The organism is Nocardiopsis lambiniae, assembly GCF_031845465.1.
Lineage (GTDB): Bacteria > Actinomycetota > Actinomycetes > Streptosporangiales > Streptosporangiaceae > Nocardiopsis > Nocardiopsis lambiniae.
On record NZ_JAVREP010000001.1, the window covers coordinates 612,736 to 631,853 of the forward strand.

Annotated in this window: 14 protein-coding genes and 1 riboswitch; of the genes, 6 read left to right on the forward strand and 8 right to left on the reverse strand. The window is 71.9% G+C overall.

Features of this window, described 5'->3' with window-relative positions; all coding sequences use genetic code 11:
* The first annotated feature begins 475 nt into the window (after nucleotides 1-475).
* Nucleotides 476-1,528 carry a coiled-coil domain-containing protein gene (locus RM479_RS02760; RefSeq protein ID WP_311510114.1) on the forward strand — a complete coding sequence of 351 codons (1,053 nt, stop codon included), beginning with the start codon at nucleotides 476-478 and terminating at the stop codon, nucleotides 1,526-1,528.
* A 286-nt stretch (nucleotides 1,529-1,814) separates the two neighbouring features.
* On the opposite strand, the gene RM479_RS02765 is transcribed toward RM479_RS02760, so the two are convergent.
* On the reverse strand, nucleotides 1,815-2,504 hold the full coding sequence (locus RM479_RS02765) for an alpha/beta fold hydrolase (protein ID WP_311510115.1): 690 nt from the start codon (nucleotides 2,502-2,504) through the stop codon (nucleotides 1,815-1,817).
* A gap of 49 nt (nucleotides 2,505-2,553) precedes the next feature.
* On the opposite strand from RM479_RS02765, the gene RM479_RS02770 reads away from it, so the two are divergent.
* The gene (locus tag RM479_RS02770) at nucleotides 2,554-3,249 is read left to right on the forward strand and encodes a helix-turn-helix transcriptional regulator (protein WP_311510116.1); all 696 of its coding nucleotides are present in this window, start codon (nucleotides 2,554-2,556) and stop codon (nucleotides 3,247-3,249) included.
* 522 nt (nucleotides 3,250-3,771) lie between these two features.
* A complete protein-coding gene (locus tag RM479_RS02775) occupies nucleotides 3,772-4,770 on the forward strand; it encodes a DUF3558 domain-containing protein (RefSeq protein ID WP_311510117.1) in 999 nt (332 codons plus the stop codon).
* 102 nt (nucleotides 4,771-4,872) lie between these two features.
* Here the strand turns inward: RM479_RS02775 and metE are convergent, their stop codons facing one another.
* Nucleotides 4,873-7,146: a 5-methyltetrahydropteroyltriglutamate--homocysteine S-methyltransferase gene (gene metE / locus RM479_RS02780; protein ID WP_311510118.1), complete on the reverse strand. Its 2,274-nt coding sequence runs from the start codon at nucleotides 7,144-7,146 to the stop codon at nucleotides 4,873-4,875.
* A 155-nt stretch (nucleotides 7,147-7,301) separates the two neighbouring features.
* A riboswitch (cobalamin riboswitch) is annotated at nucleotides 7,302-7,482 on the reverse strand.
* A gap of 252 nt (nucleotides 7,483-7,734) precedes the next feature.
* Here metE and RM479_RS02785 point away from each other — a divergent pair.
* Complete coding sequence (locus RM479_RS02785; RefSeq protein ID WP_311510432.1) at nucleotides 7,735-9,309, forward strand: polysaccharide deacetylase family protein; 1,575 nt, start codon at nucleotides 7,735-7,737, stop codon at nucleotides 9,307-9,309.
* Between the two features lie 251 nt (nucleotides 9,310-9,560).
* Entirely contained in the window at nucleotides 9,561-11,012 is a 1,452-nt protein-coding gene (locus RM479_RS02790) for a polysaccharide deacetylase family protein (protein ID WP_311510119.1), read from the forward strand.
* Between the two features lie 173 nt (nucleotides 11,013-11,185).
* On the opposite strand, the gene RM479_RS02795 is transcribed toward RM479_RS02790, so the two are convergent.
* The 6 genes from RM479_RS02795 to RM479_RS02825 form a co-directional block, all read right to left on the reverse strand.
* The gene (locus RM479_RS02795; RefSeq protein ID WP_311510120.1) at nucleotides 11,186-12,340 is read right to left on the reverse strand and encodes a quinone-dependent dihydroorotate dehydrogenase; all 1,155 of its coding nucleotides are present in this window, start codon (nucleotides 12,338-12,340) and stop codon (nucleotides 11,186-11,188) included.
* A 377-nt stretch (nucleotides 12,341-12,717) separates the two neighbouring features.
* Nucleotides 12,718-13,644: a proteasome assembly chaperone family protein gene (locus RM479_RS02805; RefSeq protein WP_311510121.1), complete on the reverse strand. Its 927-nt coding sequence runs from the start codon at nucleotides 13,642-13,644 to the stop codon at nucleotides 12,718-12,720.
* A 281-nt stretch (nucleotides 13,645-13,925) separates the two neighbouring features.
* Nucleotides 13,926-15,680, reverse strand: coding sequence for an ABC-ATPase domain-containing protein (locus RM479_RS02810; RefSeq protein ID WP_311510122.1), 1,755 nt, complete (start codon nucleotides 15,678-15,680; stop codon nucleotides 13,926-13,928).
* A 378-nt stretch (nucleotides 15,681-16,058) separates the two neighbouring features.
* The gene (locus RM479_RS02815; protein ID WP_311510123.1) at nucleotides 16,059-16,487 is read right to left on the reverse strand and encodes a hypothetical protein; all 429 of its coding nucleotides are present in this window, start codon (nucleotides 16,485-16,487) and stop codon (nucleotides 16,059-16,061) included.
* 99 nt (nucleotides 16,488-16,586) lie between these two features.
* The gene (locus RM479_RS02820) at nucleotides 16,587-17,375 is read right to left on the reverse strand and encodes a PhzF family phenazine biosynthesis protein (RefSeq protein WP_311510124.1); all 789 of its coding nucleotides are present in this window, start codon (nucleotides 17,373-17,375) and stop codon (nucleotides 16,587-16,589) included.
* 61 nt (nucleotides 17,376-17,436) lie between these two features.
* Nucleotides 17,437-17,874 carry an Lrp/AsnC family transcriptional regulator gene (locus RM479_RS02825; RefSeq protein ID WP_311510125.1) on the reverse strand — a complete coding sequence of 146 codons (438 nt, stop codon included), beginning with the start codon at nucleotides 17,872-17,874 and terminating at the stop codon, nucleotides 17,437-17,439.
* Between the two features lie 134 nt (nucleotides 17,875-18,008).
* On the opposite strand from RM479_RS02825, the gene RM479_RS02830 reads away from it, so the two are divergent.
* Complete coding sequence (locus RM479_RS02830; protein WP_311510126.1) at nucleotides 18,009-19,007, forward strand: thiamine pyrophosphate-dependent enzyme; 999 nt, start codon at nucleotides 18,009-18,011, stop codon at nucleotides 19,005-19,007.
* The last annotated feature ends 111 nt before the right edge of the window (nucleotides 19,008-19,118 follow it).

The window sequence follows — 19,118 nt, forward strand, 5'->3', positions numbered from 1 at the left end:
ACAGGGCGGCCGGTTCCGGTCGGCCCTCGCTGACGAGGAGACGGCGTTCAGGCGGGCGCGCGACAACAGCGCCCATCACACCACCTGGGGGTGTCCGCGCAGGTGGTGGTGGGTTTCGCCGAGCGTCTCACCAAGGCCTTCACGGTCCCCACTCAACCACGGGCGGGTGAGTCGGTTCACCGAAATCACACTCACCAATTGGGTTATCTGTGCCACATTGCACTTTTTGTCGCATCAGAAATCATCCGATGACTCCCGAATGGGCTCGGGAGTGCCTACACTCATGACCGTCCCGTTACCACCGTCACCGCCGTTCACGGGTGTGCGATGGCGCGGGCCTCCCGGTCCGTCGACACGACGTCGACCCCCTCCCTCTCGCGTGCGGAGGCCGGTCCCGTCCGGGAAAGACGAGAAGCAGTGCCCGCCCGCCCCGTGCCCGCAGGGGGTGCGCGCGGGTCCGAGGAGCGACCACACCGTGCAGTCCGATGACCAGAGCCGAGTGGACGAGTTCGCCGATTTCTGGGCGCCCGACCGGTCGACCGCGACCTGGGGCGGGACACTGTCCGAGATCGCGTCCGCGCTCCCCCGCCGCCGTGCCGGCGGAGCCGTTTCCAAGGGACGCGTCATCGCCGTCGCCGTCGCCCTGGGCGCGGCGCTCGTCGCCGTCCCCCAGACCCCGGTCCTGGCCCTGCCCATGGAACCGGAGAGCATGGACTCCCTCCGTCAGCGCTCCACCGAACTCAGCGAGGAGTACAACGGTGAGCTGCGCGACATGGAGGGCGTGATCCAGGAGGCCGAACGCGCCGCGGAACGGGCCGAGAGCACCGCGGACGAGGTCGACGCCTCCAAGGAACAGGTGCGCGCCCTGGCGTACGCCTCCTACACCAACAGCGGCATCGACCCGTCCATGTCCCTGTTCGTCGAGGCCTCACCGGACGAGATCATCGACCGGGCCGTGGTGATCGACTACCTGGCCACGAGCAACCAGGACAAGATCGACCAGCTCGCCCAGGCGCTGGAACGCGACCAGAAGGCGCAGAAGGCCGCGGAGGAGTCGCTGGAGGAGGCCGAGGCCGACCTGAACGTGCTGGAGGAGAGGCGCTCGGAGGTCCAGGAGCTGATCGCCGCCCACCCGAGCCAGCCGATGGAGGGGCCGCTCAACATCACCCCGCGCACGGCGCAGATGCGCCAGCTGGTCATCGACGAGTTCGGTGAGGGCAAGGAGCAGGGCGGCGTCGGCTGCTACCGGGCGGTCGGCGGCTGGGTGCGCGGCGAGCACCCCCTGGGCCGGGCCTGCGACTTCATGCTGTCCAAGAACGGGCAGATGCCCCCCCAGGACCAGATCGACCGCGGCTGGGCGATCGCCGAGTGGTCCCGTGAGAACGCCGACCGGCTGGGGATCATGTACGTCATCTACCGGCAGCAGATCTGGGACGTGCGACGCGGGGACACCGACTGGCGCGCGATGGGCGACCGCGGCAACATCACCGAGAACCACTTCGACCACGTGCACATCTCGATGTGGTGATGAGCGTGCGTCTTGCCTCGGGTGCGCTGGTCACATGCCCGAAGTCGTTCCCACAGGTGGAACACCTGGGGGGAGATCGCTGACCGGAGACACGCGGGCACCCGCTTCCACTCTCCCCACCTGCGATTTCGGCGATTCCGCCACGCCCCTGTGCACCTGATGCATGGTTCACGCATCAGATGCACAGGGGTGCTCCGGGTTGAAACGGGTGGCCATCGAGGGTGCCGCGCACCGGTCCTCGCTGACGGGGGAGAAGAGGAGGGCGCAGGCGTTTCCGGCTTGGGTGTCACGACCGCGCGTCGAGGAACCGAGTGATCGACCCCGCCACGGCCCGGGGCTCCTCGATCATCGGAAGGTGTCCGGTGTCCAGGTCGTGATGCCAGTCGGCGCCGAGGCGCTGCGCGCACCGTCGTTGCAGCGCCGGCGACAGCTCGCGGTCACCGGTGGTGCGCACATAGCCCCGCCGGCCGTCCCACGCCCCGCGACCGACCCGGTCGCGGTAGTAGCCGGGCGACTCGGGGGTGAAGTCGGCGATGATGCGGTCGATGACCTGGTCGTCGAGGCCGTGGGCCAGACCCCGCCGGATCACGGAGTCCGGTGGCCGGGTCCCGGCGAACCGCATCACGGCACCGAGCACCCACCGGTTCGGCACCGGCATCGCCGAGATGAACGATCCACCCGTCGGTGGGATCACCGCGCTCACTCCCAGGAGCGCGGTGACGCGCTCAGGCACACACCGAGCGATCTGCGCACCGATCACGCCGCCACCCGAATGCGCGACGATGGCGAACCCGCCTTCCGGCACCGAGGCGAGCGCGGCCTGGACGTGGTCGTCCAGCCGCGCCTTGGTGCTCTCAGGCCGCGAGGCGACCCTTGTCTCTCGTCCGTCGCCCAGGTCGCGTCGGACCTCATCCCAGATCCAGGCGGGAAGCCCCGCGCCGCTGAGGAACAAGACCGGCTCACGTGAATCACTCATAACACCACCCTCACAGCCGAATATGTCACCTGTATGTCACTATTCATATGTGAATCGCACCGACCGCCTTTACGCCCTACGTGAGGAGCTACGGCGCGCCGGACCGGCCGGGCGCACCGCCGAACGCCTCGCCGAGATCTTCGAGGTCAGCGTCCGCACGATCAAACGGGACATCTCGGCCCTGCAACACGGCGGCTTCCCCGTCCGGGCACGCCCCGGACCGGGCGGCGGCTACGTGGTCGACGCCGCCGCCACCCTGCCGCCGGTGAACTTCACCGACGCCGAGGTCTCCGGGCTCGCCGCCGCCGTGGCCGCCCACCGCGGACAGCCCTTCGACAGCCACGCCCGCGCCGCGTTGGCCAAAGCACTCAGCGTCATGGACGCCAACGCCCGAGAGCGCGCCGCCGCGCTCAACGACCGCGTATGGATCAACCACACCGAGCCTCCCGGCGACGCCCGCACCCGCCACACCATCGAGCAGGCATTCCACGAACGGCGCGTGCTCGTCGTGCACTACCGCGACCGGCAGGACAGGCGGACCACCCGCCGCGTCGACCCCGTCCTCCTCGCCCGAACCCAAGGGCACTGGTATCTCGTCGGGCACTGCCGCACCCGCGAGGCGATCCGCTGGCTGCGCCTGGACCGCGTGACCGCCGCGCACCTCACCACCGAACCCGCGCTCGACATCCCCGTTGAGGCCGTCGGCGCCCCACCTGCCACCGCCAGGGCCGTCACGGAGACCTGACCCGCCGGACATGGACGAGGACGGCCCGGTCTTCCGTGGAGGAGTGCTGCGAGGGGGAACCGCCGAGGGCCCGCGACCCCAAGGGCCGTGAGCATTCGCACTCCCTGAGAAAGTCCCTCCACCACCATCGGCACCCCGTTCGGTCTCGGGGTGCGGACGTGGGGAAACGATCGGTGTACGCGATCGACACGAAACAGTGACGATTCGTGTCATCACCCCCCGCCCACCCTGCCGGCCCGCGGGGTCGCCCGACTAGGATGCTCACGTCCCGGCCGGTGGTGGCGAACGTCCCCCTCCGGCGCCCCGGGGCACCCCGCCACGGGGCACCTGGAGACACCGGGACCGCCCCCTCCCCCACTCCTCCGTTCTCGCCCGCGGTCCGGTGGTCACGGGAGGCGCGCCCCGTCCGTGTGAACGCTCATACCGCCCCGCTCCGGGTCGGCTTCGGAAGTCACACGAACTCACAGGCGCATACGCGCGTCCCAGACAACACGTCAACACATCATCCGGGCGAGGGGAGCCATGAGCGAAAACGGACCTTACAACCAGCCACCGCAGAACCCCTACGGCGGTGACGGCACGGGGGGTCAGCCTCCCTACGGCCCGCCGCCGGGCGGCCCCTACGGCGATCCCAACACCGGCGGACAGCCCGGTTACGGCCAGCAGCCGATGTACGGCGGCGGCCAGCCTCCTCAGCCCCCGTACGGTCCGCCCGGCGCCTACCCGCCGCCGCAGCCGCCCAAGAGCGGCAAGGCCGCCCTGTGGGTGGTCATCGGCGGTGGCGCGGTCATCGTCGTCCTGGCCATCGCCGTGATCGTCATGCTCGTCACCAACGGCAACGGCCAGGGCGGGACCATCGCCACCGAGGACCCCACCGCCGAGGTGAGTGAGGGCACCGGCGCCGGCGGTGCCGAGGAGGAGCCCGAGGAGGAGCCCGCCGGCGGCACGGGCGGCCCCACGGGTGAGCCCCCGTACGCCCTGCCCACCGAGCCCTGCCAGGCCATCACCGACCAGGTGGCGGCCGACTTCGGGCTGGAGCCGGACGGGTCCAAGAGCAACAGCGACAACAGGTCGACGTGCATGGACATCAGCGGCGACGCCCCGGAGGGCAACCCGGGCACCGCGTACGGCGCCTTCGACATCACCTTCTCCGTCCCCTACGGCGGCTCCGACTCCATCGAGGGCGCCAAGTCCGAATTCCAGGACGACGTCACCCTGTACTCCGGTGAGAACCAGTACTCGACCCAGTACAACGCCGACGACCTGGAGGAGAAGAAGGACGTCGACCTGGGTGACGAGGCCGTGTACATCGTCACCAAGTACGACTTCCTCGGCGACATGGTCCCCAGGGCCATCCTCATGGTCCGCCACGGGAACGTGAACATCGAGATCAGCTACACGGTGAACCCGTCCTTCGACGCCAGCGAGGCGGACGTCGAGAAGTTCGCGCTGCCCGACGACATCGAGGCGAGCATGACCAACGCCGCCACCGAGGCGCTGGGCCTGCTCGGCTCCGCCTGATCGAGCACACGCGAGAGGGGCCGCGGCGTCCGCCGCGGCCCCTTCCGTGTTCCCGAGGCGGGATCGGCCCGAGCCGTCCGAGGGGTCGGCCCGGGCCGAAGGTCAGCCCAGGTCGGCGCGGACCCGGCGGGCCGCCTCGACCATGTTGCGCAGGGCCTGCTCGGCCTCCTCGTAACCGCGGGTCTTCAGACCGCAGTCCGGGTTGACCCACAGCCCGCCGGCGTCGATGTGCGACACGGCCAGGCGCAGGGACGCCTCGATCTCCTCCACCGACGGCACCCGCGGGGAGTGGATGTCGTAGACGCCCGGGCCGATGCCCCGCTTGAAGCCGCGCCGCCCCAGGTCCTCGACCAGTTCCATGCGCGAACGGGCCGCCTCGACACTGGTGACATCGGCGTCCAGCGCCTCGATGCCGCCGACGATGAGACCGAACTCCGAGTAGCACATGTGGGTGTGGACGGTCGTCGACGGCGAGACGCCCGAGGTGGCCAGCCGGAACGAGCCGACGGCCCAGTCCAGGTACTCCCGCCGCCGTTCCTCGCGCAGGGGCAGCGACTCGCGCAGCGCCGCCTCGTCGACCTGGATGTGGCGGATGCCCGCACGCTCCAGGTCGGCGACCTCGTCGCGCAGGGCCAGCGCCACCTGGCGGGCGGTCTCCCCCAGCGGCTGGTCGGTGCGCACGAACGACCAGGCGAGCATGGTGACCGGACCGGTCAGCATGCCCTTGACCGGCTTGGCGGTGCGCGACTGGGCGTAGGTGATCCACTCGACCGTCATCGGCGCGGGACGCGAGACGTCACCGAACAGGATCGGCGGTCGCACGCAGCGGGAACCGTAGGACTGGACCCACCCGTGGTCGGTGGTGGCGTACCCTTCGAGCCGCTCGGCGAAGTACTGGACCATATCGTTGCGCTCGGGCTCGCCGTGGACCAGCACGTCCAGGCCGATGTCCTCCTGGAGCGCGATGACCCGGTCGATCTCCGAACGCAGGATCGCCTTGTACTCCTCCTCCGCCAGCTCGCCCCGACGGTGCGCGGCACGGGCCCGGCGCAGCTCGCCGGTCTGCGGGAACGAGCCGATGGTGGTCGTGGTCAGGGGCAGGTCGGTGGGGGCGCCGCGGTCCTCCGGACGCTCGTAGGCGTCCGGGCCCAGGGCCTCCAGACGGGCGCGCACCCGCGCGTCCACGAAGGCCGCGCCGGGGGCGGTGGCGTCGATGTCGTACTCGCCCTCACCGCCCTCCGACAGCACCCGGCCCAGCAGGGCGACCTCACGGGTCTTCTGCTCGGCGAAGGCCAGCGCCGCGCGCAGCTCGGGGGCCTGGGAGGTCTCGGCCTCCAGGTCGATGGGCACGTGCAGCAGCGAGCAGGAGGTGCTCACGGTGAGCTCGTCGGTGAGGGCGAGCAGGGTGCCCAGGGTGGCGACGGCGGACGGGATGTCGGCGCGCCACACGTTGCGGCCCTCGATCACCCCGGCGACCAGACGGGTGGAGCCCAGCCCGGAGACGGCGGTCAGATCGGCGATGCCCTCGTCGTCGGTGACGAAGTCCAGGCCGACGGCCTCCACCGGGGACTCCTTCAGGACGCGCAGGGCGTCGGCGCCGATGGAACCGAAGTAGGTGGAGACCAGGATCCGCGGACGGTCGTCCAGCCCGCCCAGACGCGTGTAGGCGCGCTCCAGTTCGCCCAGCGCCGCGCGGCCCTCGTCGGTGGCCAGGATCGGCTCGTCGAGCTGTACCTCCTCGGCGCCGGCGGCCCGCAGGTCGGCCAGCACGGAGGCGTAGGCGTCCACGAGGTCGTCGAGCAGCGCGATGGGCGACCAGCCCTCCGGCGCGTCGTCGGCGGCCTTGGACAGCAGCAGGAAGGTGAGCGGGCCGACCAGCACCGGGCGGGTGCGGTGACCGGCGTCGAGCGCCTCGCGGAACTCGACGACGGGCTTGTCACCGACCGGACGGGGCCGGACGTCGGGGGACAGCTCGGGCACCAGGTAGTGGTAGTTGGTGTCGAACCACTTGGTCATCTCCAGGGGCGGGGCGCCCTGGACGCCGCGGGCCGCCGCGAAGTAGCGGCGGAGCCGCCCGTCCGCGTCCCCGGCCTCGGTGGGGTCCTCGAACCGGGCGGGGAGGAGACCGAAGAGGACGGCGGTGTCCAGCACCTGGTCGTAGTAGGAGAACGTGTTGGAGGGGATGTCGTCGATCCCGGCGGCACGCAGCCGGGCGTAGACGTCGAGGCGCAGGTCGGAGGCGACCTTCTCCAGCTCGGCCGCGGTGGTGGCGCCCTTCCAGTAGGACTCCTCGGCGCGCTTGAGCTCGCGGTCGGGTCCGATGCGCGGGTAGCCGTGCACCGTGGATCGCACGGCGGGCCCGGGGTTGGTGGTCATGAAGCTTCTCTCCCTCGTCGAAAGCCGGGTACCGGCCGCGAGGGTCGACGAGGAGGCACCCCGGTCGGGGGCGTACGACGGACGCCCCCGGGTGCCGCCCTCGGCCCTCCCTCGGGGCGCGGGACCACCGACGGCGCGATGCGCCGTCGGGCGGAGGCAGGTCTTCGGACTCACGGGCGCGACCGGTGGTGACACCGATCTCCTAATGTCCGCCGCTTCCCGGTCTCCGACTCCTCCGGTCGGATCACCAGTGCTTCATGGCGGGGGTCGTTCCCGTACACCGCTGCGGGGCAGTCCCGGATTCGCACCGGGTTCCCTCTTTCGACGCGCGCCGCCCGCCCCGGATCGCCCCGGACGCGGAGATGACGCGCGTACCTTCCACGCCTGCAAGTATAGGGAGACCCCCTCGCCCCTGACCCCCGGCGTGCCCCCTTGTGCCCCCGCCGCCCCCGGAGAGCGAACCCCCCGCCCGTGGCCGGCGTCACACCCGATGAAGACGTCGCGTGAGGGTGCCCCGCCCACCCCGCGCACGTTCGTCTGCGAGATGAACGCGGAGAACCCCTGGTGAACGAGTTGTCCCGACCCACCATGACCCCCGATCACCCCTTGATCACCGTGGTCGTCGCCCTGGTGGTGCTGGCGGGCATGGTGTTGTTGTCGGTGCGACCACCGGGAGCCCTGGGGGCGGGACCGGCGGGCGGCGTCGCGCACGGCATCGCCGATGCCGTGGAACAGCGGATCCCGGCCGCCGGCGAGCCCGACGGACTGACCGTGGTGGACGCCGCCGAACTGAAGGGCCTCGACGAGGCGGAGTTGGAGTACGAGGGGGTGAGCGCCTCGGTGACCTACCCGGTCCTGCCCAACGCCGAGCCGCTCTCCGACTTCCTGCGGGAACGGCTGGGCGCCGAGGTGGCGGCCTTCGACGCGGCCAACCCCGGGGCGGAGTCGTACGAGGCGGAGTGGAACGTCACGGCGGCGGCCGACGGACTGGTCGGTGTGCGCATGACGAGTGTGGAGACCGACTCCGAGGGCGCCAAGGAGTGCCACGCCACCTACTGGTACGACATCGTCGGCGGCCGGACCCGGGGATCGCAGTCGCTGCTGGCCGGCCAGAAGGAACTGGCCGCCCTCAACACCCTGGTCCGCGACCGGGTGGGCGACGCCGCGGAGACGGGTGCCGTCCTGCCGGTGGCCTCCCTGTACGACTCCGTGGGGTTCAACCCCGACGGTGACCTCGTCGTGGAGTTCGACGCCGGTCAGGTCGCGGCCGTCGACGCCGGGCCCGTGACCGCCGTGGTGGAGCGCGCGGACGCCGAGCCGCTGCTGTCGGAGTTCGGGCTGCGGGCCCTGCGCGCGGCCACCACCGGTGTCGAGGGGTTCGCCATCACCGCCGCCCCGGAGGAGATCCCCGAGGCCGGCGAGGAGGTGGTCCCCGGGATCATCTCCCCCGTGGACGCCTCCGTGGACTGCGCTTCCACCGAGGTGAAGTGCGTCGCCCTGACCTACGACGACGGCCCCGGCGGGCGCACTCCCGAATTGTTGGACATGCTCGCCGAGCACGACGCCAAGGCGACCTTCTTCGTCACCGGCCTCCCGGTGATGGAGAACCCGCGCACGGTGCGGCGCGCCTACGCCGAGGGGCACGAGATCGCCAACCACACCCTCAGCCACCCGGACCTGGCGGGGTTGGGCGCCGACGGGGTGCGGTCGAACCTGAACACCGTGCAGGCCCTGGTGTACCGGGAGACCGGCTACACCATGGACCTCATGCGTCCCCCGTACGGCTCCACCAACGGCAACGTCGCCTCGGTGACGGGGGACATGGGCCTGGCCCAGATCATGTGGAGCATCGACACCAACGACTGGAAGGACCGCGACGCCTCGGTGGTCGCCGGCCGGGCGATCTCGGGGGCCTCCGACGGGGCGATCATCCTCATGCACGACATCCACGACACCACCATCGACGCCTCGCGGGAGATCATCCGGGAGCTGGACGCGCGCGGGTACACGATGGTGACGGTGTCGCAGCTGTTGGGCGAGGTCGAACCCGGTGAGAGTTACGTCGCCGGCGCGCCCGACGCCCCGCCCTCGGAGGGACCCTCGGACGTCGCGGACCCCGACTCCACGGAGGAGCGGACCCACCGTTCCGAGGAGCGGGAGTAGGGGCGGAGGGCAGGGAACGGGCGGAGGGTCGACGGCCGCCGGGAGCGGCACCGCCCTGTGGCGCTGACCACATGTGGTCAGCGCCACAGGGCCGTCACCGGAGTCCCTTATGTTGCACCCAACAGCCACAACGCGCCCGCCTGGGATGAGGGAGTCCGGTGTTGTCGTCGACCCGCACGAGCCCGCAGCAGAACCGCCCACGAGGGGGGAGGCGCGCACGGCGGCTCCCCCGGTGGGCGGCGGGTGCCGTGATGACGCTGTTCCTGCCCTTGGCGGCCTGCCAGAACCCGCAGACGGCCACCTCGGGGACGGCCACCCCCGAGTTCATCGGGGTGCTGGTGCACGAGGCCGGCGAGGAGGTCGGGGAGTGGACCGGTGACGGGGACGACTTCCCCGACCACCCCCACGTCCCCGAGGACGTGGAGATCTCCGTCGCCCATCCGGTGTTCGAGGGCGCCGACGCGTTCTCCGAGGCCCTGGCCCGGCACGTGGACCAGGAGGTCATGGACTTCCGGGGGGTGAGCCGGGATCCGGTGTCGCTGGAGATCACCTGGGAGGTCGTCGCCGCCTCGGACGACGTCCTGGGAGTGCGCCTGGTGCGCACCGAGGAGGACCTGCACGGGGTGCGCCAGGGGTACGCGACCTACTGGTACGACGTGTCGACCGGGCACACCGGGTACGCCACGGAACTGCTGGCCGACGACGCGGCGCTGGCCGAACTCAACGGTCTCGCCGGAGAGGTCCTGAAGGACCATCCGGACGTGGACCACCAGGGGCTGCTGCCGGTGATGCGCACCTACGACTCGATGGGGTTCAACGAGGACGGGGACCTGGTGGTGGAGTTCGACGACGGCCACCTGTCACCGGTCGTGGAGGGGCACCCGCCGGACGCGTCGAAGGGTCGGATCACCGCGATCGTCCCCTCCGACCTGGCGACACCGCTGTTGTCGGAGTTGGGGGAACGCGCCAGGGAGGCCTCCCTGACCGAGGAGCCGGTGCTGTCGGTGTCCGAGCCCGACGCCCCCTCGGACGCGGTCCCCGTGGCCCCCGGCGTGGTCACCGACCCCGGGCCCGACGTGGACTGCGCCGACCCCGGGGTCAAGTGCGTGGCGCTGACCTTCGACGACGGTCCGGTCGAGCAGACCGCGCACCTGTTGGACATCCTCGCCGAGGAGGAGGTCACGGCGTCGTTCTTCCTCAACGGCGGACCGCTCCTGACCCGGCCGTGGTCGGTGCGGCGGATGTACGCCGAGGGACACGAGCTGGCCAACCACAACGACCTGCACGAGAGCATGTCGCGGCACTTCGAACCCGAGGAACTGCCCGCCCAGGTGGCGATGGTGAGCGCGGGGATCCGCCGACAGACCGGGCACACGGTCGACCTGTTCCGGCCGCCGTTCGGGGCGACCAACGCCGACGTCAAGGCGGAGATCTCCGCCCAGGACATGGCCGAGATCATGTGGACGGTGGACAGCGAGGACTGGACCGGCTCCGACCGCGACGAGATCGTGGAGAAGGTCGTGAGCGAGGTCGAGCCCAACGGGGTGGTGCTCCTGCACGACCCGCAGCCGCCGACGATCGCGGCCGTCCCGGGGATCATCGAGCAACTGCGCGAACAGGGGTACGTGTTCGTCACCACCACCCAGGCCCTCGCCCCAGAGACGGGCAAGACCTACCCGCCGGACTGGGACGGCAGCTGGTAGGGGCGCGACCGTCGGCCCGCACGATGACGTGCGTCCGGCCGCGCCACCGGTCCCCTCGGGGCCGGGGAGGACGGAACACGATGCGGGTGTCGCGGCCCCGGGAACGGGAACGGCCCCGGACGGATCGATGGGATCCGTCCGGGGCCGGGCCGCTCGACGGCTCCGGGGCCGGGTCAGGCGGTGGTGACCGGGGCGGTGTCGGCGGAGGCGGACGTCGGGGCGGCGACCGTGACGTCGGTGCCGACCGCGTCGGCCACCGAGGCGTGGCCGGCGGCGCGGACCAGGCGGGCCAGGCCGCGGTGGATCCGACGGGGCCACAGCGGTCCGCCGTAGACCAGGCCGGTGTAGCCCTGGACGAGGGTGGCCCCGGCGCGGATACGGGCCCAGGCGTCCTCGGGCGTGTCGATGCCGCCCACGGCGATCAGGGTGACCCGGTCGCCGACGCGGACGCGCAGACGACGCAGCACCTCCAGGGAGCGCTCCTTGAGCGGGGCGCCGGACAGGCCGCCGCCGCCGGCGGCCTCGATCTCCTCCGCCGAGGAGGTCAGCCCCTCACGGGAGATGGTGGTGTTCGTGGCGATGATCCCGTCCAGCCCCAGGTCCAGGGCCAGGTCGGCGACCGCGTCGACGTCCTCGTCGGCCAGGTCCGGGGCGATCTTGACCAGCAGCGGCAGCTCCGGACGGCCCGCCTCGGTCAGGGCGTCGCGCACCGCCGACAGGATCGGGCGCAGCCGTTCCACGCTCTGGAGGTCGCGCAGTCCCGGCGTGTTGGGCGAGCTGACGTTGACCACCATGTAGTCGGCGTACGGGGCCAACCGGCGGGCGCTGGTCGCGTAGTCGCCCTCCGCCTCGTCCTCCGGGGTGACCTTGGTCTTGCCGATGTTGACGCCCAGGATCGGTCCGGGCCGGCCCTGACGGTGGTGCAGGCGCTCGGCGACCAGGGCCGAACCCTCGTTGTTGAAGCCCATCCGGTTGACGATCGCCCGGTCCTTCACCAGGCGGATCAGGCGCGGACGCGGGTTGCCCGGCTGCGGCTGGGCGGTGACCGTGCCGATCTCGACGAACCCGAAGCCGAGCGCGGCCAGCGCCTCGGGTCCCTCCGCGTTCTTGTCGAACCCGGCCGCCAGCCCCAGCGGGCCGGGGAACTCACGGCCCAGGGCGTGCACGGTCAGCTCGGGCTCGCGCGGGCCCAGCAGCCGGCCGGCCGTCGCCGCGACCCCCGGGACCGCGGCGGCACAGCGCAGCGCTCCGAAGCTCACCTTGTGGATCGTCTCGGCGTCCAGGTGGCGCAGGACCGAGCTGAAGAGGATCTGGTAGAACACGGTCATCTGGTTGGAGGGTGCGGAGTCCCCGCCGTTCGGGGCGGGGAGGAGACACCCCTCCTCCTCTCGTTCGTGTTTTCGATGACTTTCCCGGTCCTCCTCATCCTGCCGTAGCGGTCCCGCCACGGCACGGATCATGGCGAGGAGGACCGTGAAGCGGGTGTGCGAAGACCGCTTCCATCCAACGGACGCGCGGGCCGCGGCCCTGTCGCGCACGTTCGGGTGCGTGCGCCCCGGCTACGGCCGGGCCTCGGCCGCACGCTCCGAGGCCCGGACCGCCGAACGGCGGCGGGTGTCCCACGGCGGGGCGTCGGCGCCGCCCATCCGGCGGGGGAGGACCGGGCAACCGGTTCCGCCCCTCCCCCGCTGCGGAAGAGGGGAGGTCAACCGTTTCCATCGCTCTCGCGCTCGGCGAGAAAACGTTCGAGTTCCGCGCCGAGCTCGTCGGCGGTGGGCAGCGCGGACTCGTCGTCGGCCAGCGGGAGCACCGTGCGGTCCTCAGGGTCGGTCCGCGCGGACATGATGTCGTCGTACTGGCGCTCCAGGTTGAGGACGACGCGCTGGATCTCCTCCGAAGCGGTCACCTGTTCGGCGATCTCCACGTCGGTGGCGACGGCGACCTCCTCCAGTCCGGTGGTGGGCAGGGACAGCCCCGTGGCGTCGGCCACGTACCGCAGGGCGGCGACGGCCGCGCGCGGGTAGGTGGACTGGGCCAGGTAGCTGGGCACGTGGACGGCGTAACCGAGGAAGTCGTGTTCGGCCTCGCCCAGGCGGTACTCCAAGAGGGAGACGGCACTGCCGGGGACCTCGATCCGCCCGATCCAGGGGGTGTGCCCCTCGACCAGTTCGGGGCGGGTGGCGTGCGGGGTCACGGTGACCGGCCGGGTGTGCGGGACCGCCATGGGGATGCCGTTGACGCTCAGGGACAGCGACACGGAGAAGCGCTCCACCAGCCCGACGACGGCGGCGGTGAAGGCCTCCCACTCACGGTCCGGTTCGGGGCCGTACAGCACCAGGAAGGGGCTGCCCTCGGCGTCGCGCATCCGGTAGAGGGCGAGCTTGGGCGCCCGGTAGTCGGTCCAGGTGTTCTCGACGAAGGTCATCGTCGGGCGACGGGCCCGGTAGTCCACGAGCCGGTCGGCGTCGAAGGTGGCGATCTCCTCCGCCTCGAAGCGTTCGAACAGCTCCTCGGCCACCTGCCTGCCGGTGTTCCCGGCGTCCATGAAACCGTCGAGGCAGACCAGCATCGCCGGACCGGCGACATCGTCGAAACCGGGATGGAGTTCGTACAGATCTGCTGGGTTGCGCACCGGGTTCTCGTCTCCAAAGGCTCGGGGTGGCAGGGGGCCGCGTGGCAGTCCAACACCGTCCGGGCCCACCGTGTTCCGCACCGGCGCGAAAAGACGCGCCGGGCCTGCGGGCACACCTGGCGGACGGAGCCCGGAGCGGGCGTGTCCGAGGTGTTCGCCCCGGTTTCCCACCCTACCGATCCGCTGTACGTGGGACTGATCACACCCGGCCCCGGGGGCCCGTCGCCACGGTCCCCCGGGGCCGGCGCCCGACGCGCACCCCCGGGGCCGGCCCGGGGTGATCACCCCCGCCGTGGTCGCTGTTCGGTCACCTTCAGGGAGCGCAAGCGGTTGAGGACCGCGGCGACCTCCTGGCGGCGGGGCAGGGCGTGGTCGCCGCCGAAGTCCGCGCCCACATGGATGATCCCGTGTTCGGCCAGGGCCGATTCCAGGGAGTCGAGGGCCTCTGCCAGGGTGCGCCGGCCGTCGAGGTGGCCGTCGCGGACCAGGGCGCGCAGGGCCAGGCCCGCCCCGACGATCTGTCCGGGGTCGACGAACTGTTCGATGGAGCGCACGTCGATGTCGTCGTCGCCGAACACCAGCACGTCCATGTCACGGCGTTTGATCCGGCCGCGACCGCGCGCGTCGGTGCCGTCGACCGAGGCGGGGTCGATCACCCGGTCGCGCGGTGCGGTGAAGACCGCGTCGATCCGGTCCCGGGACAGTTTCCGGGCGCGTTCGGTGACGTCGTGCGGGTGGTAGGCGTCCATCATGATCACGTGGTCGGCGACGTCGAAGTAGTCGCCGCTGCCGCCCATGACCAGGACCGTGGAGACGCCGTGGTCCCGGTACAACGGCCGGATCAGGTCGACGAACGGGGTCAGGGGTTCGCGATCACCGTGCACCAGGGCCTGCATGCGCTCGTCGCGGATCATGAGGTTGGTGGCGGTGGAGTCCTCGTCCACCAGCAGGGTGCGCGACCCGGCCTCCAGCGCCTCGCAGATGTTGGCGGCCTGGGAGGTGGAACCGGAGGCGTTGTCGGTGCGGAAGTCGGCGGTGTCGGCCCCGGTGGGCAGGTCGCGCACGAAGGAGCCCACGTCGACCCGTTCGACCCGGCGTCCCTCCTCGGCGCGGATCTTGACGGCGTCGGCGCGGGCGACCACGAGTTCGCGACCGTCGCCCGGAACGTGGTCGTGGACGCCGCGTTCCAGGGCGTGCAGCAGCGTGGACTTGCCGTGAAAGCCGCCGCCGACGATGAGCGTGATCCCCTCGGGGACGCCCATACCGGTGACGGTGCCCCGATGCGGGAGGTCCACCGTCACCCGCAGGTCCGCGGGGGACGCGAAGGGCACCGCCCCCTCGGTCAGGGGCTCGTCGGCGACCCCGCTGCGACGGGGCAGGATCGCCCCGTCGGCGACGAACGCGACCAGGCCCAGGTCGGCCAGGCGGGAGCGCAGGGCGACGGTGTCGACGACGGAGTCGGCGAAGGCCGCCGCCGCGTCCCGGTCGATCTCGTCCCAGTCGAGATCGTCGACCAACCCGGGCAGGGTGGCGCACAGTTCCCGCTCCGCGGCCCTGCCGTCGATACGGCGGCCCCGGCCGGGCAGGTCGATGCCGATGCGCAGTTCGACGCCGCCGCCGTCGGTGATCCGGCAGGAGGAGCGTTCGATGACCTCCTGTCCGCCGGTGTCGACGCGCAGCAGCGACCGGCGCAGCAGCCGTCCGGCCCGACGGCCCAGGAAGTCGGCGGTGGCGCGGCGGCGCACCGGGTCGCCCCAGGCGCTCTCGGGCACGCCCGGGTCCGGGATGGTCACCAGGATGCGCGACGGGGGCGCGAACGGATCGGCCTGGACGCGCTGCACGGTCAGGGTGAAGTCGCCGAAGTCCCAGTCGCCCTTGAGGGACTTGTAGCGGCCGTAGGAATCGCCGTCCATGCGCAGTAGCTCCTGCGACAGGCGCGCGTCGTCGCGGACCCCCTTGATGGGCTCGGGCCTGCGCCCTCCGGGGCGTCCGCCGCCGCCCCGGCCGCCGTGTCCGCCCCCGTACCGTCCCGCCATCGTTCCCCCCGGTTCACGGTTCCGCGTTCCAGGCCAGGTTAGGGCGTGGCGGCGGAACCCGCCGAAGCCCTGTGGACGACGCGGGGGGCCACGTGAATCCACCCTGGACGCCGCCGGGCCGGGAGAGGGGTGAAGGACCGGGCCCGGGCGACTCCGGGACCGGCCCTTCGGGGTGGGACGCGGCCCTCGGCGCCAAGGGGCGCACCAGGGCCGTGCGGCCACCTCTCCGGGAGGGGTGGGGAGGTGCCACGGGTTCTTTCTACCGGAAGTCGAGGTCGCGCGCGGGGGAAACCTCGATTCCGTCCGACTCCGGTTCCCGTTCGACGGCGGCGGCCCGATCGGCGGCCGTTCCGGTCTCCCCCGGGTGGGTGCCGTGGATCACCCTCCGATCGCACGGCGGAAGGCGACGTCGTGGTCGTCCACCGCCGGGTCCGCCGGGTCGGCCACGAACACGGCGACGAACCGGTCGGTGTCCTCCAGATCGACCAGCAGGTCCCGCCAGGCGAACAGGTTCGGATGATCGAATTCGGTGCACGCCTCGGCGGGGGACAGCGCCTCCACGGCCTCGCGGAGGCGGTCGACGGGCAGGTCGTGGGTGGCCGTGCCGCGAACGTGCCCCAGGGCGCGGGCGAGGACGATCGCGGGCAGGGCGTGCAGGGCGCCGGGGCGGTTGACCCAGGGGAAGTGGAGGTCTCCGCCGCGCAGTCGCCCGACCGCGAAGGCGACCGGCCGTTCCCAGCCCTCGTGGTCGGCTTCCAGGCGTTCCCTGGCGGCGAAGACGTCCTCCTTGGTGACCCACTGCTCCATGGGCCCTCCTTTCCTGTCGGTTCCTCGGACCCCGGGGGTCCGGACACGGGGGCGGGAGGGGTGCGCGCCCACCGCGCACCCCTCCCGCTTTCGTCCACGTTAGAGGTTCAGCTCCCCCCGGGCCACCGATACCGCGTGACCGCCGATGAGCACCCGGTCGCCGCGGTGCTCCAGCAGCAGGTCACCGCCGCGCTCGGAGGCCTGGTGCGCGGTCAGCTCGGCGCGGCCCAGGCGCTCGGCCCAGAACGGCGCGAGCACGGTGTGGGCGCTGCCGGTGACCGGGTCCTCGGCGATGCCCACGTTCGGGGCGAACACGCGGGAGACGAAGTCGACCCTCGCGTCGGCCGGGGCGGTGGGGATGACCAGGTGGTACGGCATCCGGGCGAGGGCCGCGATGTCGGGCGTCAGCGCGCGCACGGTGGCCTCGTCGGCGACCTCCACGAGCAGGTCGTTCGCACCGCCCAGACCCACCCACAGGGGTTCGGCCCCGAGCGCCTCGGCCAGGCCCTCGGGCGCCTCGACCGGGACCGGGGGTTTGGCGGGGAAGTCCATCCACAGCAGCCCGTCGCGTTCGGCCACGGTGAGCACGCCGCTGCGGGTGGCGAACCTGTAGGGGCCCGCGACACCGAGCTCGGCCAGGGCGTGGGCGGTGGCCAGGGTGGCGTGCCCGCACAGGTCGATCTCGACGGTGGGGGTGAACCAGCGCAGTTCGTAGTCGGCGTCGGGGTCCTCGACGGGGCGGGCGAAGGCCGTTTCGGAGAGGTTGAACTCGGCGGCGACACCCTGCGCCCAGGCGTCGGGGTAGGCGTCCGGGAGAACCAGGACGGCGGCGGGGTTGCCGGCCAGCGGCCGGTCGGTGAAGGCGTCGATCACGCGGTACTCGGGCATGCGTTCATCCTGGTGGTGCGGGATGCGCGAGGGAAGGTCCAATCGCCGGACGAGTGGCCCCTCACAGGGGCGGCTCGTCGAGGATGAACATGGTCTGGGTGCTCTTGACCTCGGGGATGCGCTGGAGGCGTTCCAGGACGAAGGTGCGCAGGGCGGCGGCGTCGGCGACCCGGACCAGGAGCAGCAGGTCGACGTCCCCGGAGACGAGTGCGGCGTGGTCGACCTCGGGGATGTCGCGCAGGTATTCCCGGAACCTCTCCCAGGAGTGCTGCTCGATGCGCACCGACACGTAGGCCGACAGGCCGATCCCGTACTTCTCCGGGTCGATGACGGCGGTGAAGCCGCGGATGACGCCCTCGTCCCTGAGCCGTTCCAGGCGGGAGTAGGCGTTGGCCCGGGAGATGTGCGCCTGTTCGGCGACCGCCCGGATGGACATGCGCCCGTCGTCGCGGAGCAGGGAGATGATGCGGCGGTCGGTGTCGTCCAACGGCACGGCCATGTGTCTTACCTCATACGGCTCAGGTCACGGTCGGATGAGACCTTGGGGGTCGCTCCCTGGCTTTACCGAGCAGTTCGTCCAGTATCGGCGTGAGGCCATCGACAATATGGGGTGATTCGCCTCATATTCAAGACATGGAGTACACCGATGAGCGAAATCGTCCGGCTCCGGGCCCGTCGTCGGTGGAGCCCGTACGTCTGGTGGACCGGTACGGGCGGCGTGTCGAGCATCCCTCGTTCGCCCTCCCCGACTCCTCCACCCTGATCCGCCTCCACCGCGCGATGGTCATCGCCCGTCGCTTCGACCGGGCGGCCGACGAACTCGCGGGCCACGGCCTGCTGTCCTCCTACCCGCCCTCGGCCGGGCAGGAGGCCGCCCAGGTCGGTGGCGTACTGGCCCTGTCCGAAGGGGACTGGCTCTTCCCCACCTACCGGGACGCCGTGGCGGTGGCCTCGCACGGGGTCGATCCGCTCAAGGCCCTGACCCCCTTCCGCACCGACCGGCGCGGTGGTTACGACCCCCACCGGTACCGGTGCGCGCCGCAGTGCACGCCTCCGGCCACCAACGCCTCCAAAGCGGTCGAGGTGACCTACTCCGCGCGCCGTCAGGGACGGAACATGGCGGCGTTGGCCCTGGTCGGCGACGGGATCACCGGCACGGGAGACGCCCGCGACGCCTACGGGTTCGCCGCCGTGTGGAACGCGCCCGTGGTGTTCCTGGTGCGTCAGGCACGGTGGGCCGTGGACCCGATGGCCGGCCCGATGGGATCCGTCGGCCACGACCTGAAGGGCCACCGGGTGGACGGGGGCGACGCGGCCGCGGTGTACTCCGTGGTCTCCCGGGCCCTGGCCGAGGCCCGTTCCGGGGGCGGACCCGCACTGGTGGAGGTGATCACCGACACCGCCGCCCCGCTGTGCCACCCGAGCGGGGAGGGACGCCGACCCGAGCACGATCCCCTGCTGCGTTCGGAGGCGCTGGTGCGCCGGGAGGGACTGCTGGGCGATCCCGGGGAGACCGAGCGGGCGTTGGCCGATTTCGAGGTGCGGGCCGAACGGGTCGCCACCCTGCTCCGGGACCGTCTGGCGGGCGAAGAGGCGTCGTCGGCGCCCCGGCGGTGGGTGCCGGCACCCTGAACGGCCCCGACGCCGGGGGCATGGGACCACCGTGTCGGGCCCGGGACCGGCCCCGATCCCCGCGGGCGGCGACGGCGCCGCCGGATCACGCGGATTCGGGTTCCGGCCCAC